23 protein-coding genes and 2 pseudogenes are annotated in these 23,175 nt (G+C 63.0%); 11 read left to right on the forward strand and 14 right to left on the reverse strand.

Annotated features, from left to right (window positions below):
- Position 1 precedes the first annotated feature (1 nt).
- From FJ039_05260 to FJ039_05275, 4 genes and pseudogenes are all read right to left on the reverse strand, one after another.
- On the reverse strand, positions 2-745 hold the full coding sequence (locus tag FJ039_05260; GenBank protein ID MBM4405580.1) for an SDR family oxidoreductase: 744 nt from the start codon (positions 743-745) through the stop codon (positions 2-4).
- A pseudogene (locus tag FJ039_05265) lies at positions 727-1,586 on the reverse strand (6-pyruvoyl tetrahydropterin synthase). The gene FJ039_05260 and the pseudogene FJ039_05265 overlap by 19 nt, the downstream one beginning before the upstream one ends.
- A 13-nt stretch (positions 1,587-1,599) precedes the next feature.
- Positions 1,600-1,809, reverse strand: a pseudogene (locus tag FJ039_05270) (type II toxin-antitoxin system HicA family toxin).
- Positions 1,806-2,009: a type II toxin-antitoxin system HicB family antitoxin gene (locus FJ039_05275; GenBank protein ID MBM4405581.1), complete on the reverse strand. Its 204-nt coding sequence runs from the start codon at positions 2,007-2,009 to the stop codon at positions 1,806-1,808. Before FJ039_05275 ends, FJ039_05270 begins: the two are co-directional and overlap by 4 nt.
- A gap of 203 nt (positions 2,010-2,212) precedes the next feature.
- On the opposite strand from FJ039_05275, the gene FJ039_05280 reads away from it, so the two are divergent.
- The 5 genes from FJ039_05280 to FJ039_05300 all read left to right on the forward strand — a co-directional run bounded on the left by FJ039_05280 (position 2,213) and on the right by FJ039_05300 (position 7,236).
- On the forward strand, positions 2,213-2,452 hold the full coding sequence (locus FJ039_05280) for an Lrp/AsnC family transcriptional regulator (protein ID MBM4405582.1): 240 nt from the start codon (positions 2,213-2,215) through the stop codon (positions 2,450-2,452).
- Between the two features lie 54 nt (positions 2,453-2,506).
- Complete coding sequence (locus FJ039_05285; protein ID MBM4405583.1) at positions 2,507-3,685, forward strand: hypothetical protein; 1,179 nt, start codon at positions 2,507-2,509, stop codon at positions 3,683-3,685.
- Between the two features lie 30 nt (positions 3,686-3,715).
- Positions 3,716-4,849, forward strand: a complete 1,134-nt coding sequence (locus FJ039_05290; protein MBM4405584.1) for an acyl-CoA dehydrogenase — start codon at positions 3,716-3,718, stop codon at positions 4,847-4,849.
- A 69-nt stretch (positions 4,850-4,918) separates the two neighbouring features.
- Entirely contained in the window at positions 4,919-5,266 is a 348-nt protein-coding gene (locus FJ039_05295) for a histidine triad nucleotide-binding protein (GenBank protein MBM4405585.1), read from the forward strand.
- Positions 5,267-6,918: 1,652 nt separating this feature from the next.
- Positions 6,919-7,236: a hypothetical protein gene (locus tag FJ039_05300; GenBank protein ID MBM4405586.1), complete on the forward strand. Its 318-nt coding sequence runs from the start codon at positions 6,919-6,921 to the stop codon at positions 7,234-7,236.
- Positions 7,237-7,536: 300 nt separating this feature from the next.
- On the opposite strand, the gene FJ039_05305 is transcribed toward FJ039_05300, so the two are convergent.
- Both FJ039_05305 and FJ039_05310 read right to left on the reverse strand, forming a co-directional pair.
- Positions 7,537-8,532: a cyclase family protein gene (locus tag FJ039_05305; protein ID MBM4405587.1), complete on the reverse strand. Its 996-nt coding sequence runs from the start codon at positions 8,530-8,532 to the stop codon at positions 7,537-7,539.
- A gap of 466 nt (positions 8,533-8,998) precedes the next feature.
- Positions 8,999-10,681, reverse strand: coding sequence for a hypothetical protein (locus FJ039_05310; GenBank protein ID MBM4405588.1), 1,683 nt, complete (start codon positions 10,679-10,681; stop codon positions 8,999-9,001).
- 95 nt (positions 10,682-10,776) lie between these two features.
- On the opposite strand from FJ039_05310, the gene FJ039_05315 reads away from it, so the two are divergent.
- From FJ039_05315 to FJ039_05340, 6 genes are all read left to right on the forward strand, one after another.
- Positions 10,777-12,093: a CoA transferase gene (locus tag FJ039_05315; GenBank protein ID MBM4405589.1), complete on the forward strand. Its 1,317-nt coding sequence runs from the start codon at positions 10,777-10,779 to the stop codon at positions 12,091-12,093.
- Positions 12,094-12,130: 37 nt separating this feature from the next.
- Positions 12,131-13,459 carry a CoA transferase gene (locus FJ039_05320; protein ID MBM4405590.1) on the forward strand — a complete coding sequence of 443 codons (1,329 nt, stop codon included), beginning with the start codon at positions 12,131-12,133 and terminating at the stop codon, positions 13,457-13,459.
- 23 nt (positions 13,460-13,482) lie between these two features.
- On the forward strand, positions 13,483-14,667 hold the full coding sequence (locus FJ039_05325; GenBank protein ID MBM4405591.1) for a hypothetical protein: 1,185 nt from the start codon (positions 13,483-13,485) through the stop codon (positions 14,665-14,667).
- Between the two features lie 117 nt (positions 14,668-14,784).
- Positions 14,785-15,210: a Zn-ribbon domain-containing OB-fold protein gene (locus FJ039_05330; protein ID MBM4405592.1), complete on the forward strand. Its 426-nt coding sequence runs from the start codon at positions 14,785-14,787 to the stop codon at positions 15,208-15,210.
- Positions 15,211-15,264: 54 nt separating this feature from the next.
- Positions 15,265-16,155, forward strand: coding sequence for an SDR family oxidoreductase (locus tag FJ039_05335; GenBank protein ID MBM4405593.1), 891 nt, complete (start codon positions 15,265-15,267; stop codon positions 16,153-16,155).
- Positions 16,156-16,417: 262 nt separating this feature from the next.
- On the forward strand, positions 16,418-17,353 hold the full coding sequence (locus FJ039_05340; protein ID MBM4405594.1) for a TIGR03619 family F420-dependent LLM class oxidoreductase: 936 nt from the start codon (positions 16,418-16,420) through the stop codon (positions 17,351-17,353).
- A 212-nt stretch (positions 17,354-17,565) separates the two neighbouring features.
- Here FJ039_05340 and FJ039_05345 read toward each other — a convergent pair whose 3' ends face one another.
- The 8 genes from FJ039_05345 to FJ039_05380 form a co-directional block, all read right to left on the reverse strand.
- A complete protein-coding gene (locus FJ039_05345) occupies positions 17,566-18,258 on the reverse strand; it encodes an RraA family protein (protein MBM4405595.1) in 693 nt (230 codons plus the stop codon).
- A 115-nt stretch (positions 18,259-18,373) separates the two neighbouring features.
- Entirely contained in the window at positions 18,374-19,384 is a 1,011-nt protein-coding gene (locus FJ039_05350; protein ID MBM4405596.1) for a C-terminal binding protein, read from the reverse strand.
- Between the two features lie 90 nt (positions 19,385-19,474).
- A complete protein-coding gene (locus tag FJ039_05355; protein MBM4405597.1) occupies positions 19,475-20,230 on the reverse strand; it encodes an SDR family oxidoreductase in 756 nt (251 codons plus the stop codon).
- A gap of 58 nt (positions 20,231-20,288) precedes the next feature.
- Positions 20,289-20,414, reverse strand: a complete 126-nt coding sequence (locus FJ039_05360; protein ID MBM4405598.1) for a hypothetical protein — start codon at positions 20,412-20,414, stop codon at positions 20,289-20,291.
- Positions 20,415-20,809: 395 nt separating this feature from the next.
- A complete protein-coding gene (locus FJ039_05365) occupies positions 20,810-21,664 on the reverse strand; it encodes a hypothetical protein (protein ID MBM4405599.1) in 855 nt (284 codons plus the stop codon).
- A gap of 6 nt (positions 21,665-21,670) precedes the next feature.
- The gene (locus FJ039_05370) at positions 21,671-22,042 is read right to left on the reverse strand and encodes a DUF385 domain-containing protein (protein ID MBM4405600.1); all 372 of its coding nucleotides are present in this window, start codon (positions 22,040-22,042) and stop codon (positions 21,671-21,673) included.
- Positions 22,042-22,596, reverse strand: a complete 555-nt coding sequence (locus FJ039_05375) for a pyridoxamine 5'-phosphate oxidase family protein (GenBank protein MBM4405601.1) — start codon at positions 22,594-22,596, stop codon at positions 22,042-22,044. The genes FJ039_05370 and FJ039_05375 overlap by 1 nt, the downstream gene beginning before the upstream one ends.
- Before the next feature lie 12 nt (positions 22,597-22,608).
- Positions 22,609-23,175 carry a CoA pyrophosphatase gene (locus tag FJ039_05380; GenBank protein MBM4405602.1) on the reverse strand — a complete coding sequence of 189 codons (567 nt, stop codon included), beginning with the start codon at positions 23,173-23,175 and terminating at the stop codon, positions 22,609-22,611.

The raw sequence follows: 23,175 nt of genomic DNA on the forward strand, positions 1-23,175 counted from the left end.
CCTACAACACGCCGTCCCGGGGCATGACCAGGAACTCATCCGCCGTTGCCGTGGATGAGAGCTTTAGCGCAGAGAGCACCGTGTGGGCCACGTCGTCCGCCTTCAGCATACGCTCGCGGCCGGGGCCGCCGCCCGAGGAATCCCAGAGCGGCGTGTCCACCGCGCCGGGGGAAACCGTCATCACGCGGATGCCCTTCTTGCGCACCTCAGCCGCCAGCGCCCGGGAAAAGCCCAGCAGCCCGTGCTTCGAGGCCGTGTAAGCCGTCGAGCCGTCGAATCCCTGGTGTGAGGCGATGGAGCCGATGTTCACGATGTCGCCGCTGCCGGCCTTCAGCATCAGCGGCGCCACCTGTCGGCACATCAGGAACGTCCCTTTCAGGTTGCCGTTCAGCATGCTCTCCCACATCTCGTCCGTCGTCTCCGTGATGGGGCCGAAGGCTGCGCCGCCGGCGGCATTCACCAGAACGTCCACCCTGCCGTAGGCCTTCATCGCCTGGTGGACGATCTGCTTCACATGCGCCGTCTTGGCCACATCCCCAGGGACAACGAGGGCCGCGCCCTTGGCGGGCTTCAGCCGCTTCACGGTATCGTGCAGCTTCGATTCGGTGCGCGCCACCAGGACGACCTTTGCCCCTTCGCCAAGGAGCGCCTTCGTCACCGCCAGGCCGATGCCGCTCGAAGCGCCCGTGACGATGCAGACCTTCCCGGTGAGCGGAGTTGTGCCCACTATCTGCCACCTGTGTATTCAAAGGCGTTGTCCCGCGTTTCGATCAGGCGCACCTTGTGGAGCTTCGCCCCTGGGATCTTGCCATCAAGAAGCTCCCAGATCTGCCGGACGATATTCTCGGCAGTCGGCACCTGGTCAACGTAATCTTCCACGTCCAGATTCAGGTGGCGGTGGTCGTATCGCGCCACGACCTTCTTGTGCACCAGGGCGTCCAGTTTGCCCAGGTCCACGCTCATCCCCGTCACCGGGTCAATCTGCCCCGCGATGGTCACATAGACCTGGTAGTTGTGGCCGTGGCCGTTGGGATTGGCGCATTTGCCGAAGATTTCCTGGTTCTGCGCCTCGGAGAGCGCATCGGCGTAGAGGCGGTGCGTCGCCACAAAGCGGTAGCGCCTGGAGAGATAGACGGCGCCCGGGGTTATTCCTGCGGCCTGCTTCGCCATCACCTGCCCCCGAAATATTCGATCGAGAGGTCTTCGTCCTCGTGCAGTTTGATGCCGTGGAGCCGCGCCCCTTTGGGTAACGCCCTCCCGATCTTGTCCCATAGCACAACGGCGAAGTTCTCCGTGGTGGGGATCTTCCCCTTGAAGTGGGGCATATCCAGGTTCAGGTGCCGGTGGTCGAACTCTTCGAGCACGTCCAGCACCGCCGCCTTGATATCCACGATGTTGATCACCATGCCGGTAACCGGGTCTATCGGCCCCTTCACCGTCACCTCGAGCATGTAGTTGTGCCCGTGGCCGTTGGGGTAGGCGCAGGCCCCAAAGACCTCAAGATTCTTCTTCTCCGACCACTCATTTCGGTAGTAGCGGTGCGAAGCGGAGAACTCAAAGGTTTTCGTAAGCGTTGCTTCCGGCATCGTTATGAGCCGCCTAGCGGAGATCCTGTTCAGTGAGATTGGCTAACTTCATCAGGTGATTCAACAATCCCGTCTTCAGGGGCTTTGCTCCGTGTACCGGCACGGAGAGGCGGATGTTCAGCCCTGGCTTGCCGTAGATGTGATGACTACCTTGAATCCTAAGCGGATTCCACCCTCGATGCTCTTATACCCTTGCCAGCTCTCTGCCGGAAACCGCCCTCATACGGCGATTTCAACGATCCTATCTCTACCCGTTACTTTTGGAGTCTTCACTTGCACAGCCAGGCAGCCCTCGATGGCCTCCTGCAGATTTCGCATGAGCTCATCATAGGTCTCGCCCTGCGTAGCGCAGCCCGGGATAGCAGGAACCTCAGCCCAAAACCCGCCTTCCTCCGCTTCGTGGACGACCACTTTAACTTTCATGGATTTGCCTTTCGGACGGATACTCGCTCAGCGCCGCCTGTGGAATCGGACCTGGCCCGCATCTCGGATTTTAGCATATGGTTTGGCGTATGCCGCCCACCCCGGCAATTCGTTGACACGGTCACCTCAGGTGTTAGAATGGCCTCGCGCCGGATCCCGGTGGCATCAGACGGCGCAAACCTGTGCGAGACAGGGAGGCACCTATGTCTACGCGAGCCTTTGTCCTCATTGAAACCTCTGTGGGCAAGACGAAGGACGTCCTTGCGGCGCTGACGGGCGTGAAGGGCGTCGCCGGTGTGGACGCCGTCACCGGGCCGTACGACCTCATCGCAGTGGTGGAGGCGAAGGACCTGAATTCGGTAGGCGATGTGGTCACCAGCCGGATCCATACGGTCCAGGGGATCGTCCGCACGGTCACCTGCCTCGCCGTCTCTCTCCCGTAGCCGGTGCGTCCTTTGCCGGTTCCCCGCTAGGGCCTGACTGGGTATCCTGCCTGCATGGACTATCGCTTCACTCCTGAAGAAGAGTCGTTCCGTGCCGAGCTCCGCGCCTTCCTCAACTGCGAAGTGCCCCTGGGACGGACGGGGAAACTTGCGGCGATGCATGAGAGCGGGGACGCCTTTGAGATGGCGATGCGGAAGAAGCTCGCCGCGAAGGGCTGGCTCACGATGGGCTGGCCCAAGGAGTACGGCGGCCAGGGGGCCTCTCTCCTGCGGCAGACGATCTTTATGGAGGAGATGTCCTACCACGATGCGCCCGGCATGGACCTGATGGGCGTGGGCATTGTGGGTCCGACGATCATGAAGTTCGGGAGCGACGCCCAGAAGAAAGAGCACCTGGGACGAATAGCCCGGGGCGAGGTGATCTGGGCGCAGGGCTTCAGCGAGCCGGGGGCCGGCTCCGACCTGGCAGGCCTTTCCACCCGCGCCGACCTGAAGGGCGATGTCTTTGTGGTGAACGGCTCCAAGATCTGGTCGAGCGGGGCCCACAAAGCCGATTACCTCTTCCTGATGTGCCGCACAGACCAGGCCCTCCCCAAGCACAAGGGCATCAGCGCGCTTCTGGTTGACCTGCGGGCCATCAAGAGGGGTATCACCATCACGCCCATCATCAACATGGCGGGGATGGACGGCTTCAACCAGATCTTCTTCGACAATATGGAGACGCCGCGGCAGAGCCTCCTGGGAGAACTGAACCAGGGGTGGTACTACGCCATGGCCCTCCTGGAGAGCGAGCGTTCGAGCTTCATCAACTTCTCCGCCATGGGGCGCTGGATTGTGGAGCGGCTGGTGGAGCTGGTGAGCGCGTCCAGGCAGGAGGTCCCGGTGCGGAAGACGGCGACGGCCCGGCACAAGCTGGCGGACGCCTGGCTGGAGATGTGCATCGGGCGGAACCTGGCGTACAACGTGGCGTGGATGGCCTCCGAGGGGAGACGGCCGGACTACCAGGCATCGGTGGCGAAGGTGTTCAATACGGAGGCGTTCAAGAGGTTGGGGGTTTCCAGCATGCAAATCGTAGGAATGTACGGACAAATTGAGAATCAGGTACGATACGCCCCCTTGATGGGGCGCGTAAACCGCATATACTATAGCTCCGTCGGCATGACCATCGCTGGTGGGGCAAGCGAGATTCAACGCAACGTGATAGCCTCGCGCGGCCTTGGACTGCCGCGTTAGGCGATACGCCAAGAACACAGGAGGCATCGGATGGACCTGGGCCTGAGCCAAGAGCAAGAGATGATTAAGACTTCGGCGCGCGATTTCCTGGACAAGGAATGCCCGAAGAAGCTTGTGCGCGATATGGAAGAGGACGCCAAGGGCTACTCTCCCGAACTCTGGAAGAAGATGGCGAACCTGGGCTGGATGGGCCTGGCCCTTCCCGAGGCCAACGGCGGCACGGGCAACAGCTTCCTGGACCTGTGCGTCCTGCTGGAAGAGCACGGCCGCTCGCTCCTGCCGGGCCCCTTCTTCTCCACCGTGGTCCTGGGCGCGCTGCCAATCGCCAAGTTCGGCAACGACGCCCAGAAGAAGAAGCACCTGCCCAAGATCGCCGACGGCAACGAGATCGTGGTCTACTGCCAGACGGAACCGAGCGCGACCTGGGAGGCCAGCGGCGTTGAACTGACGGCCAAGAAGGAAGGCGACCACTACGTGCTGAACGGCACGAAGCTCTTCATCCCCCATGCCCACGTGGCCGATACGCTGCTTGTGGTGGCCCGGACGAGCAAGGGCGCCAAGGCGGAGGACGGCATCACGCTCTTCCTGGCGGACGCCAAGAGCCCCGGCATCAAGTTCGAGGGGCTGAAGACGATCGCCTCCGATCATCAGAGCGAGGTGACGTTCAAGGATGTGAAGGTTCCGGCCGCCAATGTCCTGGGCCACGCCGACAAGGGCTGGCAGATCGTGCACGCGATCTCCCTGTGGGGAGCGGCGGGCAAATGCGCGGAGATGGTGGGCGGCGCGCAGAAGGTCTTGGAGATGAGCGTTGACTATGCGAAGCAGCGCGTGCAGTTCGGCAGGCCGATCGGCAGCTTCCAGGCGATCCAGCACCACTGCGCCAATATGGTGACGGATGTGGACGGCTCCCGGTACATCGCCTATGAGGCGATCTGGCGCTTGAGCGAGGGGCTGGACGCCGAAAAGGAAGTCTCCATGGCGAAGGCCTGGGTGAGCGACGCCTACCGCCGCGTGTGCGCCCTTGGGCACCAGATCCACGGAGGCATCGGCTTCACGAAGGAACACGATATGCAGCTCTACTTCCGCCGGGCCAAGGCGGCCGAGCTGGCCTTCGGCGACGGGGATTTCCACCGGGAGCTGGTGGCGCAGAAGATCGGCATCTAGTCCGCAGCACATGGGAGTTTCGAGAGGCCCTGAGCGATCGGGGCCTCTCTTCTTTTCAGGAGGCGCGCCATGCCGGCAGACTGCATCTTCTGCAAGATCGCCACGGGCGAGATCAAGAGCGAGATGGTGGATAGGGATGAGAAGGTCTTTGTGATCAAGGATATCCATCCCCAGGCGCCGGTGCATCTGCTGGTGATACCGTTCGAGCACATCGCCTCCGTGGCGGAGATCATGAAGGGGAAGGCCGACCTGATCGGGCGCATGACGCTGATGGCGAACAAGGCGGCGGCGGACGCGGGCATCGCCGGGAAGGGTTACCGGCTGACGATCAATTGCGGCGGCGAGGGCGGGCAGACGGTTGGGCATTTGCATATGCATGTGTTGGGCGGCCGGCAGATGCGCGGCGGCATGGGGTAGGGCGCACCGCGTGCGCCCTAGCGGGTAGCCCTGAGGGCTTACCTCTACTCGCTCGCGCGGCGCGAGGGCTAACGACCTTGCGGTATGAACGCAGGGGCGTTTACACGATGGGTGAGCCACCGAGCGTTTCTTGTTTGTGACTAGTTTCTTCTGATATACTGGCCCCTGTTCCACGCTATTTCGAAAGGGCATAGGACTATGGCACAAGCACCACAGAAGAAGGGCGCGAAGAAGTTCCGGGGCGCCAGCGGCAAGGGCATCTCCCAGAAGCGGGCCAACGCAGGTCAGCGGCGCAAGGTGGTGCCGATGGACGTGCTGATGGGTGAGAAGCCCTGGCCGAAAAGCTAGCTTTCGTCCGTCGTTGCTTTTTCAGGCTCCCCGTTCATTTACGGGGAGCTTTTCTTTTGGCTCACGAGCCTTTTTGGGCAAGCCTTTCACGAGCATCCGCCTGTGGAGGCGCGCCTGCTTCGAGGGCTCCTTTCGCTGGGGATGGGGGAGGGTGTGCGATCCGCGCGAGATGGGGAAGGGTTCGCATGCAACCGGCCCGACGGGGCTTCCATGGAAGCGCCTGTCCCGAGATGAGGCGCCCCGGCACCGCACCAGGGCTGCGAACGTCTAACCCGATCGGGGAGCGGGCGGCCTTGAGGGCGCGCCAGCACCAACGATCGAAGGGCGACGCCGTACCGGTCCGGCGCGTTCTTCACCGTGCCCTCGGCGACATGGGTCAGCCGGTCACGTTCGCGTGTGAGTGACTGAGAGCGGATCGCGATCCTCCTCTTGCGCCTTGCCGAGTGCGGCGGCGGAGCTGCGACCGTGTGCCGGTGCACTCGGCGCGGTGGGCAGCTCCGGGGCTTGATTGCATACGATGTGGCATAGGCAAAGGCTATTCACCTCTATTTCAATAATACGTATCACTGTCAAGTAGTGAGAGAGCAAGAGAATCTAGGAGTCCATCCACCGATTGCACAGATTAGAAGATTAGGGAAGTAGAGAAGAGGACAATCCACAGAGGGCGCAGAGGCAAAAAGGAGCAGGGAGCGCGGTTCCGTAGAGGAAAGCGATCCAGAGGTGATCCACAGGAGAGTGAGCGGACTGAGGGAAGTGGGAGCCGCGAGTGTTTCGGACAGGGTCTAGGAATCAGTTCGAAATTAGCGGGTGAGACGTGAATGGGGAGATGGTGGTCCAACAGGTACAGACAGCGATTTTGACGAGTTTGTGCGGGGATGGCATGTTGCATTTGTGACGAAATTCGCAACGATTCGAGTAATGGGGAGGGAGCAATTCGCTAATTAGGCTAACTGGAGGCGGATTGTGACGATAAAGTTCGTAATATTTCGGAGATTTTTTGGGTTTGGAGCAACGTGTCGGGCGTATTTAGACTGATTCCGTAGTGACCGCAAGAAAAGAGCGGCACTGACGAAGGAGCATCGAGATGAGCGCGATCGTTGAGACGGTGGAAGAGCCGAAGGGGTATGACCCGGAAGTGGCGGCGTTGCTCGAGGAGATCGGTGAGATGCACCTGGGGAATGCGCGGGCGACACGTCGGGACGACCTCTCTACCTGGACATCGGCCACCTACTTCGGCATCTAAATAAGCGGCATCAGGGAGTGGCGACCCGAAGAGGCGCTAACTCAAGGAAGGACTTATCCAAATGAAAATCGTACGTGAAACGATCATCCGCCCCGCGAAGGGGTACGAGAAGGAAGTGGCGGCGACGCTGGAAGAGCTGGGCGATTTCCTGGCAACGCAGCCGGGGTTCATCGAGGGGTATACGCTCGATGGGATCAACGAGGCGGGACTTCTCGCGCGCATCAGCGTGTGGGAGAGTCGCGACCTTGCGGACCGGAGCGCGATGCTGGACCACACGATCGCGCTGCGGGCAAAGCTGCAGCGGATGGCGCAGCCTGGGACGCAGGAGCTGTTGCTCGAGATTGTCTCGGAGCGGCATGCGGAAGCGGTCGCCGCGTAAGACAAAGACAAATACATAGAGTCGAGGAATGAGAGACGCCCCGGGAAGCCGGGGCGTTTCTGTTTGGGGGGGTTGGTGGGTAGGGGCGCGCGTTTCGGTGCGGCTCCGATGCAGCATGCGGAGTGAAGACACACGCGGAGTGAGGGCGCGCGCTCCGGTGAAGCACACGGAGTCCTTCAGAAAGGACCGCGTTCGTCCGATGGAATCGGACCGCCCCTACAGAGGAGGTGGATTGCGGGGCAACCCAGGCGGCGTAGGCCCTGCGTCGCAGCGATTGGGATAGCTGATTCTCAAGCTTCGCTATTTGATGGCGACGGGGCTGATGGGGCTGCCGACGGCGTTGGTGATGTTGAGGGGAGGGGCGGAGAGGAAGAATTCGTAGACGCCGTCTTGGGCGCAGTCTTGGGAGAGGACATCGAGCTTCCAGTATTCGCCGACCTGCATGCCGAGGTTGCGGATGACCTGGACGTGCCAGGGGAAGGCGCGGGGACCCTTCGAATCTTCGAATGGCGTGACTTCGGCGGCGGAGTTGTCCACGGCGATGGCGGCGACCTGCTTTTCGTGGAGCCAGCCGGCTGAGGAGACGCCCATGCCGGGCTCGCCGCCGCGTATCCAGGCCATGCGCTCGTTGAGGGGAACCTTGGGCCAGCGCTCGAGGTGGCCGGTGCGGATGAGGAGGATATCGCCGCGCTTGATCTGGACGTTCTGCTTTTTTGCGCAGCCTTCGAGGTCCTGGGCGGTAACGGGCATGCCGGGGGTCATGAAGTCGAGGCCTTTGTAGCGGGCGATGTCCAAGAGGACGCCTCGGCCGACGAGGTGTTCGCGAAGCTGGTGGATGCCGAGGTGGCTGAGGCCCTGGGAGGCGGAGACATCGCCGCCCCAGAAGCCGTTGTACATGACGTCTTCATAACAGAAGTGGGAGAGGCCGTCCCACTGGGTGGAGCATTGGAGGGGCATGGTGATCCAATCGTCGTTGACCTGGAGGCCTGGGTAGTAGAGCTTTTCGGTAGGGAGGAGCATGCCATCGGCGCTGGTGGAGGACATCCACTTGATGGGGGTGGCGCGGTTGAAGGGAGCGGAGGGGTCTATGTTGAGGGCGAGGTTGATGACTTTGCCGCGCTTGACGAGCTTGGTGGCGGCGATGACGGTCTGGGGGTCTATGTAGTTGAGGGTGCCACGCTCGTCGTCGGGGCCCCATTTGCCCCAGTTGTTGACGTCTTTGTTGACGTAGCCCATGACTTTGCCTTTGGCGTCCACGGTGTACGTGGGTGGTGTCCAGCGCAGTTTTTCAGTCATGGGGGCCTCCGTTAGGTGGCGTTCGATTGGGAATAGCGGGGCTATAGTAGCGGAAGCAGGCAAATGTGGGAACGGGGGAGAGGGGGCGAGCTCAGCCCGGTTCTTGGGTTACTTTAGAAGGAGCCGTAGCTCATAGGGATGAGCACACGCCATCAGAATGGCCAAGAGAAGAGGGGATAAAGAGACCTCACCCCCGATGCGGCATCGGGGTCTCGAGGACTCGACCTGTGCGTGCCCTCTTGTAGCTCTAAGAAGAGCAGTAGCTCATAGGAATGAGCACACGCCATAGGAATGGCTCTCCCGGACGCTCCGATGAATCGAAGCTGGGAGAGGGTAGGCGCGCGCCGCGTTCGTCCGATGGAATCGGACCGCCCCTACGGGATGTGGGTTGCGGGGCAACCCGGTCAGCGTAGGCCCGTTCGTCGTGGTGATTAGGTATCACCGCTCCTCATGGCGACAGAGGGGGTTAGAAGGCGAGGGTGTCCCAGGTGCTCCAGGAGGCGGGGACGGGGGAGACTTCTTCGGTGGGGTGGACGGCGTGGAGAAGCTCGGAGACGGTGACCATCTGCATGGGTGTGTGTTTGATCATTTCGGCGAGGAGCTCGCGCGGCTGGGTGCGGCGCATGCCGTAGATATCGGCCTCGATGCCGGTGAAGAGGTAGGCGTTGTGCTCGCCGCGGGCGCGGATGGCTTCGTGCATGGCTTTCGTATCGGCGAAGTTGCCGTAGAGGATGCCGGTGCTGATGGAGCGATCGCGGAAGATGACCTGGAGGCCGAGGCTGCTGTTCATCTTATAGGTGCGGTCGGCCTTGGCAGTGCCGGGTCTGCCGCTGTGCCCCATCTCGTCCATGACGACCCACCTATAGCCGTGGCTTTTGATGATGGGCGCGAGGGCAGGGGTGTAGGACATCTCTGGGGGGAAGAAGCCGACGGGCTTGTAGAGCTCGCCGAAGTACTTGCGGCAGGCGGCGGTGTTCTGCTCGATGAGGGCGGCGGCTTCGTCGGGCGGGAGGGTGTTGAGGGGCTTGCCGCCGAAGGCGCTGGCGGTGAGCTCGATCTGGCCCCGTTTCACGAGAGCGGCGAGGCGGCGCATGACTTCGGCGTGGCCGACGGCATCGAGGCGCTCGGCGAGCCGGCCATCGAAGTTGACGGTGAGGTGGGCCTTGGGGGTGGCTTCGAAGAGATCGAAGAGGGGGAGGTAGCAGACGGTAGCGGCCTTGCGGATGATGTCGTCGCTTTTGAACTCGGGCTGGAAGCAGTTGATGAGATGGCACCAGTACAAGGGGCGTGGCACTCCTAAGGCTCGATGCAATTGTGGCGGAAGGCATTCTACAGACAGCGGGGGCGCCGGACAAGGCGAACGGGATACGGGCGATGTACCCCACGATTTGAGCAGCCGCCAGGGCCTACGCTGCAGGGCGATTGACCCTAGTTCTTTCCCAGGTATAATAGCCAGCGCCGACGGCCCATTTCCTGATAGCAGGCTGGGCTTTGCCCACAGCGCGCCAGAGGAGGCGGCGATGCAGAACTTCAAGACGATCTTGTACGACAAATCGGAAGGCATCGCCACCATCACGCTGAACCGCCCGGAGGTGCTGAACGCGCTGAACTGGGTGATGAACGAGGAGCTGCAGGCGGCGTGGGCGGACATCAAGAAGGACCCGAAGACAATCGTGGCCATCGTGACGGGGGCGGGGGATCGGGCTTTCTGCACGGGGATTGATGTGAAGGGGATGGCGAACGATTCGCCGCCGATCCGGAAGCCGGACGAGAAGCACCGGGACCTGTATTTCACGGCTATCCACACGCAATGCTGGAAGCCGGTGATCACGGCGATCAACGGGATGACGGTGGGCGGCGGGCTGCACTTTGTGGCGGACAGCGACATCGTGATCGCGGCGGACCACGCGACCTTTTTCGATACGCACGTGAAGGTGGGACTCGTCTCCGGGCATGAGCCGATCGGCCTGGTGCGGCGGATGCCGTTCGAGGCGGTGATGCGGATGTCGCTCATGGGGGGACAGGAGCGGATGAGCGCGCAACGGGCCTTTGAGCTGGGGATGATCAGCGAAGTAGTGCCGAAGGACCGGCTGATGGCGCGGGCGCGGGAGATCGCGAAGATGCTGCTGACGAACTCGCCGCAATCCATGATTGACTCGAAGAAGGCGATCTGGGGGAGCCTGAACTACGGGCGCGAAGAGGGGATGGAGTATGGGTGGAAGGTGATCGGCGAGCACAACGTGCATGCGGACGTGCGCGAAGGGTCGCTGGCCTTTGTGGAGCGCCGGAAGCCGGTATGGCAGGCGCCGAAGGCAGAACATTGATCAGGGCGTGATCAGCACACCGATGGAACATTCAGCCCTGGCCGGAATACGGGTCCTTGACCTGACGCACCACATCGCGGGGCCGTGCGCGACGAAGCTGCTGGCGGACTACGGCGCGGATGTGGTGAAGGTGGAGCGGCCGGAGGGGGACCCGGCGCGAGGCATCGGCCCCTTTTCTCAGGACCTGCCGGGGCCGGAGCGCAGCGGGTCGTTCCTGGACCTGAACACGAACAAGCGCAGCATCACGCTGAACTTGAAGTCGTCGCTTGGGGTGGAGATCGCGAAGGAGCTGGCGCGTGAGGCGGAGATCGTGGTGGAGAGCTTCAAGCCGGGGACGATGGAGCGGCTTGGCCTTGGGTACGACGTGCTGCGGGAGAGCAATCCGCTCGTTACCCTGACGTCCATCTCCAACTACGGGCAGACGGGGCCGTACCGCGACTTTCTAGGCACCGACATGGTGCTGTACGCGGCCGGAGGGCCGATGTGGGGGAATGCGCCGCTGGGGCGCTATCCGCTGCGGCTGCCGGCGAGCACGACGCAGTTCCATGCGGGCTATATGGCGGCGGTGGCGACGATGATCGGCTATTACGGAGCGCGGTATAACGGGATCGGCCAACACATTGATTCTTCGATCTTCGAATCGGAGGCGGGAAGCGTGGACCGGCGGCTGACGGGACTGCTGCGCTACCAGTATCAGGGGATCGTCATCGAACGGACGGTGCCTCGAGGGCAAGGGTTCCCGTGCGGGGTCTTCGCATGCAAGGACGGCTATGTAAACATCTGGGGCGGGATGCAGTTCTACCCGAACAGCGTGCGGATGATGGGGATGCCGGATCTGGCGAACGACGCACGCTTCAACACGCGGGAGCAGCAGGCGAACGAAGACCGGAGGTCTGAGTTCGAGGCGGAGTTCTTCTACCCGTGGGTGCTGGAGAAGACGAAGCAAGAGGTGCTGGACCTGGCGCGGAAGAACGGGGTGCTGTGCGGCGCGCTGTTCACGGTGCAGGACTTGATCGAAAGTCCGCATTCGAAGGCGCGGAACTTTTTCGTGGACGTGACGCACGCGGAGACGGGGACGGCGCAGTATCCGGGTCCGCTGTTCAAGATGGCGCGAACGCCATCGGAGGGATGGAGGGCGGCTCCGCTCTTAGGCGAGCATAACGAGGATGTGTATTGCCGCCAATTGGGCTTCAGCAAGCAGGACCTGGTGCATATGCGGCAGGCGGGGGTGATTTAGTGGCAAGAGAAGAACACCCTCTCCTCATTCCCCTCCCATCGAGGGAGAGAGGGTTGGAGGCTTTGGTTTGAGGCTCCCGCTGGAAGGCATCCGCGTTTTGGCGAACACGTATACGTGGGCCGGGCCCTACGCCGGGATGATCCTGGCCGATATGGGGGCCGAGGTCATCCTCATCGAGTCCACGCAGCGATGGCAGTGGAATACGCGCGGCTTTATGGCGCGGCCTTCCAAGGCGCTGGTGGCGACGCTGGGATCCATCGGCGGGGCGTATGTGGACAAAGACCCCGGGGAGCGGCCGTGGAACCGCCATGCGATGTTCAATTCGGCGGCGCGGAACAAGTACAGCTTCACGGTGGACCTGCTGAAGCCGGAGGGCGTGGAGATCGTGCGCCGGCTGGCCTCCATATCCGACGTGTTGATCGAGAACAGCACGCCGGGAGTGATGGACAAGCTGGGGGTGGGCTATGAAGCGCTGCGGCAGGTGAAGCCGGACCTTGTCTTTGTCTCATCGAGCGGGATGGGGGCGCGGGGGCCGTTCGCGGGGCACCGAGGGTTCGGGACGCAGATGGAGGACCTTTCCGGGTTCACGTGGCTGCGTGCCTACCCGGACGGGGAACCGACGGATACGCCGATGACGAACCATTCGGACGCCTCAGCAGGGGCGGGGATCGTGCTGGCGGTGATGCACGCGCTGGCGCACCGGAACCGGACGGGCGAGGGGCAGTGGGTGGACTGCTCGCAGTCAGAGAAGCTCATCAACCAGGTGGGCGAGGTGGTGATGGACTATACGATGAACGGGCGGGTGGAGGGGACGCTGGGGAACCGCCACCGCTCGATGGCGCCGCACGGGGCGTACCCCTGCGCGGGGCAGGACAAGTGGATCGCGATCGCGGTCTCCAGCGACAGACAGTGGGAGGCGCTGAAGGGGCTGATGGGGAGCCCGACGTGGGCGGAGGACCGGAGATTCCGGACGAGCCTGGGGCGGTGGAAGAACCAGGACGACCTGGACAAGGGGATCAGCGAGTGGACGCGGAGGCAATCGCACCAGGAGCTGTTCCTGCGCTGCCAGGCGGCCGGCGTGCCCGCGGGGGCGCTGTGCGACGAGGCGGAGATCAGCAAGGACCCGCAGCTGTGGGCGCGGGACTTTTTTGTGCCGATCACGAGCCCGGAGGCGGGGACGCACCTGCATGTAGGGCCGCTGTGGCAATCGTCAAGCGTGCAATTCGCAGTCAGGAAACCTGATGTACGGCTAGGCGAGGACAATGCGTTTGTGTATAAAGAGGTGCTGGGCGTGGCAGAGGAGACGTACGGGCGCCTAGAGCGCGAAGGGCACATCGGGATGGACTATGTGCCGCATGTGACGTAGCAATATCTTTCAGGAGGACGCAGTTGAGCAGCAATCCGTACTACAAAAAAGGCGCGATCGTGGGCGCGTATGAGCATCCTTCGCGGTCCATGCCGGGGAAGACGGCGATGCAGCTGCAGGCGGAGTGCCTGGTGGCGGCGCTGGACGACGCGGGGCTGACGCTGCAGGACCTGGACGGGCTGTGCGCCACGCGCATCCCCGGCTTGCAGCCGATCTCGTTTGCTGAATACCTGGGCATCTACCCGCAGTACCTGGAGTCCACGCAGGTGGGAGGCTCTTCCTACGTGCTGTATGTGCTGCACGCGATGGAGGCGATAGCGGCGGGGCGGGCGAAGTGCATCGGCATCGCGTACGGGAGCCTGCCGACCTCCGAGGGGCGCAAGATCGGGACGCGCGGGATGGGCGGCGGAGGAGGCGGCGCAGAGGTGCCGCGGGAGGACCAGTTCGAATCGCCTTACGGGCTGACGCTGATCGGGGCGTATGCCCTGAGCACGCGGCGGCATATGTATCAGTACGGGACGACGGCGGAGCAGCTGGCGGAAGTGGCGGTGACGATGCGGAAGCATGCAGGGAACAACCCGAGCGCGAAGTACCGGGACCCGATCACGGTGGACGACGTGCTGAAGTCGCGCTATATCTGCGACCCGCTGCACCTGCTGGACTGCTGCATCATCAGCGACGGCGGGGGAGCGGTGATCGTGGCGCACCCGGACGTGGTGAAGAAGTGCAAGACGAAGCCGGTCTATGTGATGGGGGGAGCGGAGACGAGCATGCACACGTCCAGCGGGCACCGGGACTACACGGTTTCGGCGGCGGCGCAATCGGGGCCGCTGGCGTTCAAGATGGCGGGCCTTTCGCCGAAGGACGTGGACTTTCTGATGATTTACGACGCCTTCACGATCAACGTCCTCATCACGCTGGAGGACCTGGGTTTCTGCAAGAAGGGCGAAGGCGGGCCCTTTGTGCAAGGCGGGCGCATCAGCGTGGGGGGGCAGCTGCCGATCAACCCGGACGGCGGCGGGCTCTCTTCATGCCACCCCGGCATGCGCGGGATGTTCCTGCTGGTGGAGGCGGTGAAGCAGCTGCGGGGAGACTTCAAGGGGACGCCGCGCCAGGTGAAGGACCCGGAGGTGGGGCTGGTGAACGGCATCGGCGGGTATATGGGGACGCGGCACAATACGACGACGCTGCTGCTTTCGAACAAGTAGGGGTAGGGAGTTTATCCACAGATTGCACAGGCGGGGAAGATTTAATACCACTGAGGACACGGATTATCAGCTTGGCAAGAGAGGGCGGCGGGAAGGCCGCCCGGAGGAAGTGACGCGATGACGACGCAACCGCCGGTGAAGAAGTATGCAAAGACGCTGCCGGTCATAGACGACGAGAGCGAGCCGTTCTGGAAGGGGTGCAAGGAGCATAAGCTGCTCATCCAGAAGAACATGTCCACCGGGAAGCTGTTCTTCTACCCCCGGGCCATGGCGCCGGGGGACCCGAAGGCGAAGGTGGAGTGGGTGCAGGTGAGCGGGAAGGGGAAGGTGCACACGTTCACGGTGATCCGGCAGAACATCGCGCCGGGGTTCCGGGACGAGCTGCCGTACATCGTGGCGATCATCGAGCTGGATGAAGGGGTGCAGATGATGAGCAATATCGTGGGATGCAAGCCGGAAGAGGTGAGCATCGGGATGGCGGTGAAGGTGCAGTTTGAGGATGTGAACGAAGAGATCTCACTTCCGAAGTTCGTGAAGGCATAGTATCATCGCACCGCCCCAGGGTGGGCGCTGCAGAAAGCACGTTTAGGAGGCAACATGGGCATCCTTGAAGGCAAGTGCGCCGTGATCACCGGCTCGGGCCGGGGTTTGGGCAAGGCGTACGCGGAGCTGTTCGCGAAGGAAGGCGCGAAGGTGGTGGTGAACGACGTTGACCGGGACGTGGCGGAGGAGACGGCGGCAGGGATCAAGAAGGCGGGGGGAACCGTCGTGGTCAGCGCGGAGAGCGTGTACCCGTACGAATCGGCGGGGAAGATCATCCAGAAGTGCGTTGACTCGTTCGGGCGCATTGACATCCTGGTGAATAACGCGGGCATCGTGCGCGATAAAACGGTGTGGAATATGACGGTGGAGGAGTTCGACGCTGTGATCAACGTCCACCTGAAGGGGACGTTCTATTGCGGGCAGCATGCGATCCGCCTGATGCGCGCGCAGCGGAGCGGTGTCATCATGAACATCGTGTCCGGGGCGCACCACGGGAACTTCGGCCAATCGAACTATTCGGCGGCGAAGGGCGGCATCGCTTCGATGACCTATACATGGGCGGTTGAGCTGGCGCGGTCCAACATCCGCGTCAACTGCGTGGCGCCCAGCGGCGATACGCGGATGACGCAGAGCATCCCTGATGCACAAAAGAACCCGAACAGGCGCGCGCTGCCTCCGGAGTGGACGGCGCCGCTGATCGCCTATCTGTGCAGCGACGAGGCGTTCTGGGTGCACGGCCAGGCGTTCAATTCAACGGGGGAGCTGTACCGGATCATGCGCCAGCCGACGTACCACACGGGCATCTTCAAGCCGGGCGGATGGGACATCCCTTCGCTGAAGGAAGTGTTCAAGCGAGTCTACTTCGGCCAGCTGGAGAACTATGGGTTGGGCAAGCCGCCATATGCCTATTACAACGGCCTGCCGAAGCCTGAGGAGAAGCAGTAGTCGCTCGGCGCGACGGCCAGCAGTCTCGCGGCACGAGGCGCGATTTGTGCGAGTGAAGGGGCGCTCCCAAAAAGGGGCGCCCCTTTTTGGTTGAGGATGGGGAACCTATCCCTTGGTCCCTTCCCTGCGAGTGGTTCCGGCAGACCGGGCCGAAGGTCCGGCCTGCGGACAGAATCTTCGAAAGGGATAGGGGCTGCTTGAGCAACCCAGTCTGTGTTGGGTTGCGGAGGCAACCCGGACAGGGGCAGATGGAGGGGAACCGATGAAGGTGCGGATAGGCGTGGGACTAATGGGATGGCCGTTCCCGAGGCGCGAGGCGGCGCCGCTGTGGGAGTGGGTGGACTTTTGCGAGGGATCGGCGGTTGATTCAATATGGCTGGCGGACAGGGTGGTGGCGCCTACGATCAGCTTAGAGTCCATGACGTTCATGGGGGCGCTGGCGGCACGCACGAGGCGGATGAAGTTCGGGAATAGCGTGCTCGCGCTGCCGCTGCGGAACCCCGTGGTGCTGGCGAAGGAGATCGCGACGGTGGATTTCATCTCGGGCGGGCGGATGCTGCCCGCCGTGGGGATCGGGACGGACAACGCGGCGGAGTTCGAGGCGACGGGAACGGATATCAAGGAGCGGGCGGGCCGAACGGATGAGGCGATGGCGCTGATGCGTCGGCTGTGGACGGAGAACGAGGTGACGTTCCAGGGGAAGTATTACAAGACGACGAAGGTGACGGTGGAGCCTAAGCCGGTGCAGAAGCCTGCGCCGCCGATCTGGATCGGCGGGAGGACGGAGGCGGCCTTCCGCCGGGCGGGGCGGTTGGGGGATGGGTGGATGGCCTCGCTGGTGACGCCGGAGGAGGCGGGACGAGGGATCGAGGCGATACGGCGGCATGCGAGGGAGGCGGGTCGCACGGTGCCGGAGGACCACTACGGGGCCATCGTGAGCTATCTTTTCGCAAAGAGCCGGGAGGAGGCGGAGCGGACGGCGGCGCAGTACGGGATAGGGGCGCGATCACGGCCGGAAGTGCCAATAGGCAAGCTGAATGCGCTGGGAACGGCGGAGGATATAGCGGCGCTCATCGGGGAATATGTGAAGCGCGGGGTGACGAAGTTCGTGATGCGGGCGGCATGTCCGCCGGAGCAGACGATGGAGCAGACGCGGCGGCTGGCGGAGGAGGTTGTGCCGGGGTGGCACAAGGGGTAGCGCAGGAATCCGGGGAGGGCGCTCCGGTGCGGCACACGGTCCGAGAGGCTCGGACTCGTAGGAACGAGAGTCCTTCAGAAAGGACCGCGTTCGTCCGATGGAATCGGACCGCCCCTACATGGGTTTGGGGTTGCTTTGTAACCCAGGGACGTAGGCCCTTCGTCGCAGCAGTTGGCATAGCTGCTTCTCAGGGTGACGGAGGGGGGAGAGGGTTATGAGCGGCGCTGGGTCATCATTTCGTGGAATTTTTCGGGGGAGGGGGCGCTGCGGGCCATCTGGATGATGCGCTGTTCTTTCTCTTCGATAGCAGTCGCGGCGTCGGCGACTTTGGCGGCAATGGAGAGGGGGATGTTGGCGACGCCGTGCTTATCGCCGTGGAGGAGGTCGCCGGGGTTGACGACCATGCCGCCGACGCGGACGGGAAGGCCGAAGCTCACCAGGTGGACGTAAGCGTGGGAGACGAGGACTTCCTTGGCGAAGAAGTGGAAGCCTGCGCGCTCGACTTCGTCCAAGTCGCGGACGCCGCCATCGGTGACGGTGCCGATGACGCCGAGGGCCTTGTGGATGCTGGCGTTGACTTCGCCCCAGAAGGAGCCGATGGGGTTGGGGTAGTCTTCATCATGGATGACGAGGATGCGCGGCGCAGGGATGCTCAGGATGTGATCCCAGAGGTCGGCGCTCTTGACGCGGGGCGGGTTAGGGCCGGGCTCGCGGGCGGAGATGGTGGCGGTGACGGCATAGCCGGTCATAACGCCGAGTTTGGGGAGGATGCACTTAATCTCAGGGGTCATGAAGCCTTCGCTGTAGGGGATGACGTTGAAGGTTTCGATGGCGTTGCAGATGGTGGGCGAGGTGATTTTGGCGAGTCGGGCCAGTTGATCGGCGGTCAATGGAGCTTCGGGCATATGGGTCTCCTTTTTGGGCAGCCCTGAGGGCGACCATTTTTTGCTCGGGTGGCCCTAAGGGCTTACCCATACCAAGATTCTTCGGGGAGGGCTTTAGGCCGTTACCTACCAAGGGTTAGGGAAGGGTTCGTTTGAAGAGGCGGGCACGGGGCTTCACATCCGGGTTGGCGATGTTGAGGGGCCATTCGCCGCGAAGGGCGCGGAGGACTTCCTCGCAAAGCTGCTTGCGCAGTCGAGCGTTGGCGACGGGGGACTGGGAGCCGGAGTGGGGGGTCATGAGGACGTTGGGCATGCTGACCAAGGGACTATCGGGCGGGAGGGGCTCTTTTTCAAAGACGTCCAGCCCGGCCCCGGCGATCCGGCCCGACTTCAGCGCTTCGATGAGAGCGGCTTCGTCCACCACAGGGCCCCTGGCGGTGTTGATGAGGAAGCAGGTCTTTTTCATCTTAGCGAACTGCTCCCGGCCGATGAGGCGCCGCGTGGAGGGCAAGAGGGGAACATTGAGGGAGATGTAGTCGCTGGTGGAGAGCAATTCATCGAAGGAGACGGGTTTCATGCCCTTGGCGGCGATCTGCTCCGGCTTGAGGACGGCATCGTAGGCGACGACATCCATGGCGAAGGCCTTGCCCTTTTGCGCCACGGCCATGCCGATGCGCCCGAGGCCGATGACGCCGAGGCGCTCCTGCTGGATGGAGCGGATTTTAGGGATGAAATCGCGAAGGGGCCACTGGCCCTTGTGGACGGCGGCGTCCATGGGGATGAGCTGTTTGGCGAATGCGATAAGGAAGGCGAAGACGGAGTTGGAGACCTCTTCGGCGCAGTAATCGGGGACGTAGATGACGGCGATGCCGTGCTCGGTGGCGGCGGCGATGTCCACGTTATCGTAGCCGACGCCATAGCGGGCCACGGCGATGGTCTTGGGGAGGTTCTCCATTGCCTTGCGGGTGATGGGGACAAGGCCGTTGAGGATGATATGGGCATCCTTCGCGAGTTCGATGAGGTCGGCGTCAGAGGCGCAACGCTTGCCGGTGACGCTAACGCCGTGAGCGCCGAGGGTCTTGGCCTCAGCGGAGTTGGCGATGAATTCGGGAGGAGAATCGGAGTGGACGGCAAGGATGGGTGTCATAGAAGGCGTACACCTCGGCGTGATCCGCTTATGTGACTACCAGGGACAAAACGGTGGGATAAGGAGCGTTTCGGTTCAGCATGCGGGCTCCTAGATGCGGTCTACGGTCCTGCCGCCATCAACGACCATCATGAGGCCGGTGGTGTAGTCGCTTTCGCTGGAGCAGAGGTAAAGGAGGGCGCCGATGAGATCAGAGGGGTGGCCCATGCGCTTGAGGGGCTGGCCTTCCACAAGGCGGCCTATGTATTGCTTGGGGAGGGTGACCATGGTCGCCTCGGTATCTATGGGCCCGGGGGCGATGCCGTTGACGTTGATGTTGTCCTTGCCCAGCTCCACGGCGAAGCCGCGCATGAGGCCGAGGACGCCAAGCTTGGAGAGGGCGTAGGGGCTGCTGGCGGCGGAGTAGGCGGCGCCGGAGGACTGGAAGATAACCTTTCCCTTGCCGCGCTTGCGCATGGCGGGGATTACGGCGCGGGTCATGAGGATCTGCCCGGTGAGGTTCACGGCCATGAACCGGTTGTAGTAGTCCATGGGGACGGTGGTGAAGGTGTCCATGCGCATGCTGTGGTAGATGGCGGCATTGTTGACCAGGATATCTATGCCGCCGTAGAGCTTTTCCGTCTTTTCCGCGACATCCATGCAGTTCTTTTCGTCGGCGACATCGAGTCGCATGAAGGTAGCGCGTTTGCGCATGCGGGAGATGGAGTTGGCAACCGCTTTGCCTTTTTCTTCGTTGATATCGGCGAGGACGACGGAGGCGCCCTGGCCGGCGAGGGCATAGGCGTAGGCTTCGCCGATGCCCTGGGAGGCACCGGTGACTATGGCGACTTTTCCTTTGAGTTTCATGGCAGCTCCGGGGAGTTTATCCACAGATCACGGGGGTTTTCGGAAGGAATTTCGGATTTCATCCACCGATTTTCACAGGTTGCAGAGATTGGGAGATGCGGCTGGAGAGGAAGGGGCATTCGGAAGCTGGCGGGATGGTAGCATTGGGGCTAGGGTGCGTCAACGGAAGGAGGAGGAAGAGGATTCACTCCCGATGCGGCATCGGGGTCTCGAGGACTCGACATGGGAGTGCCCTCTCGTTGCTCGAAGACGAGCAGTAGCTCATAGGAATGAGCACAAGCTATCAGAATGGCTCTCCCGGACGCTTCCCGAGTTGCACTGGGAAGCTGGGAGAGGGTAGGGGCACAGGGTGTGCCCGGCGGGGAGGGCTGGCCGCTCCGATGTATCGGAGCCCTGTGGGAAGCCAGGGAGGGCGCTCCGGTGCGGCACTCGGAGTCCTTCGGAAAGGACCGCGTTCGTCCGATGGAATCGGACCGCCCCTACGGGAGAATGTAGGTTGCGGGGACAAGCCGGGGAGCGTAGGCCCGTTCGTCGTGGCGATTGGGAATCGCCGCGCCTCAGGGCGACAGGGGAAGACTGCTATGTGCGGTGAAGTTCGATGAGGGTGATTTCCGGACGGGCGCAGAAGCGGATGGGAAGCATGCTGGCGCCGAGGCCGGGGCTGACGTGCATGAGGGAGTCGCCGTGCTTGTGGATGCCGGAGGCGGGTCTGAGGGGGTGGATGGTGCCGGTGAAGGGGACGCCAAGGAGAGGGATGCGGACCTGGCCATCGTGAGCGTGGCCGCTGAGGGTGAGGGCGATGCTGCGCTGGGCGACATGGGGAAAGAGATCGGGGGAGTGGCTGAGGAGGATGACGGGGAGACCGGAGGGAACGCCCTGGAGGGCAGCCGGGAGGTCATCGGCCTTGTTGTAGCGATCGTCTAAGCCTGCGAGGACGAAGCTCGCGCCGCTACGGGTGAGGACGACGTGGCGGTTGACGAGGAAGGTGAGGCCCGCGTGGCTGAGCGCGCGGAGGTTGCCCGCAGCATCTATGCCCTTGCCGCGAAACCTGCCGGGGATTGGGATGCCGAGGCGATAGTTCATGTGCTCGTGATTTCCGGGGACGGCGTAGACGGTCTTGCCGTTGGCGAAATCGCGCATGGCGGTGCACGCCTGCTCCAGGCCCTGGCCGTTGGAGAGGAAATCGCCGGTGACGATGTAGAGATCGGCATGGAGGCCGGCGGCACGGCGAAGGTGCTTGCGCGAAGGGGTAGGACGCCTGCCGATATGGAGGTCGGAGATGTGGAGGATGGTGAAGCCATCAAGGGCGGCGGGCCAAGAGGGGAGGCCGAGGACGCGGCGGCGGATGCGGAGCCGGTTGGGCTCCACGAGGCGGGCGTAAAGGGCGAGGGCGACCAGGAGGAGGACGAGCGGGAGGAGGATGGCGAGGAGCATCGGGAGTCAGCGACCGAGGAGGACGACTTCGACGAGGGGACAGCTCTTGATCCACTTCTTCACCGGGCCATCGCCCAGCTCGTTATCCGTGAATTTCGAGAGAACGGCGAGGCGCTCTTTCTTCTCGAGGATGGGGCGGGCGCGGGCGGGAAGATCGGCCTTGGCCTTCTTTTTGACGTGCAGGGTCATCTCCTGGTTCTTGAGCATGTTGGCGTACCAATCGCGCTTGCCGGGCGGCCCGGTGATGTAGAGCTTGCCATCGCGCATGTGGGTCCATATCTCGATGCGCCTTGGCTTGCCGCTCTTCCGGCCGATGGTGGTGATGTCCACGATCTTTGTGCCCTCGAGGGCTCTGAGGATGGCTGGGTCTACGGGCATCAGGCGTTCCCATCTGAGAGTCCGGCGAGGCCGTCTATGCTCTGGACGTTGTTCTTCCGTTGATAGTCGCGGATGCCCTCGGGGCCTTTGCGCTCCACCCACTGGACGAGCTGTTTGCGCTCGCCGGCGTAGGTGAAGAGGGGGACGCCATAGCCGCAGGAGTCCGAGATACGGTGGAGGCGGACGCGGATGATGGAGCGGACGCCATCAAGGCGGGGGAAGCGGGCGAGGAGGCTCTGGAAGTCGGGGGAGGAAGGCTCGACGACCTCGCCGCGGCCGTGGAGGCGAACGATGTTGGGTGGGCCATCAAAGGCGCAGAGCATGATGACGATGCGCCCGTTCTCTTTGAGGTGGGCGATGGTCTCCGCGCCGCTGCCGGGGAGATCGAGGTAGGCGACGGTTGTATCGTCCAGGATGGCGAAGGTATCGAGGCCTTTGGGCGAGAGGTTGATGTGGCCCTGGCCGGAGAGAGGCGCGGTGGCGACGAAGAAGAGCTTCTGGCGGCGGATGAAGGCGGCCAATCGTTCATCGAGGACGGGGTGCAGTTTGCCCATGGGATTCTCCCACTAGAAGAGCGGCTTGAGCAGGTCAAGAAAGCGATTGGTCATGTGGGCGGTTGCGCCCCAGATCATGTGCTCGCCGAAGCGGTAGGACTGAATCTTGATGCGCTGGCCCGTCGGGTCGTCGGGGTGAGGGGCAAGGTTGCGCGGGTCGCGCAGGTGAGAGAGGGGGACTTCGAGGACCTTGTCCACCTCGCGGGCCTGGGGGATGAAGGGGTAGGGGTCGCGCTGGATGCGGGCGACGACGGGGGTGACGACGAACTTGCTCCGCGTCACGATATCGTCCATGAGGCCGAGGACGGTGATGTCGTCGGGCTCGATTCCGACCTCTTCGAAGCTTTCGCGAAGGGCCGTCTCCACAAGCGTGGCATCTTCCGGGTCTTTGCCGCCGCCGGGGAAGGAGATCTCGCCCTTGTGGTGCTCGACGTGGGAGGTGCGGACGGTGTAGACGATCTTGTAATCGGGCGGCGGGCCGAAGAGGCCGATGAGGACGGCGGCGATGGGGCGGCCTTCGCTGGGGATACGGACACGGGACCGCCGGTTGAGCAGGCGCTCAAGTTCAGAGAGGTCCAT

This window comes from Chloroflexota bacterium, from assembly GCA_016875535.1.
Taxonomy (GTDB): Bacteria; Chloroflexota; Dehalococcoidia; order SHYB01; family SHYB01; genus VGPF01.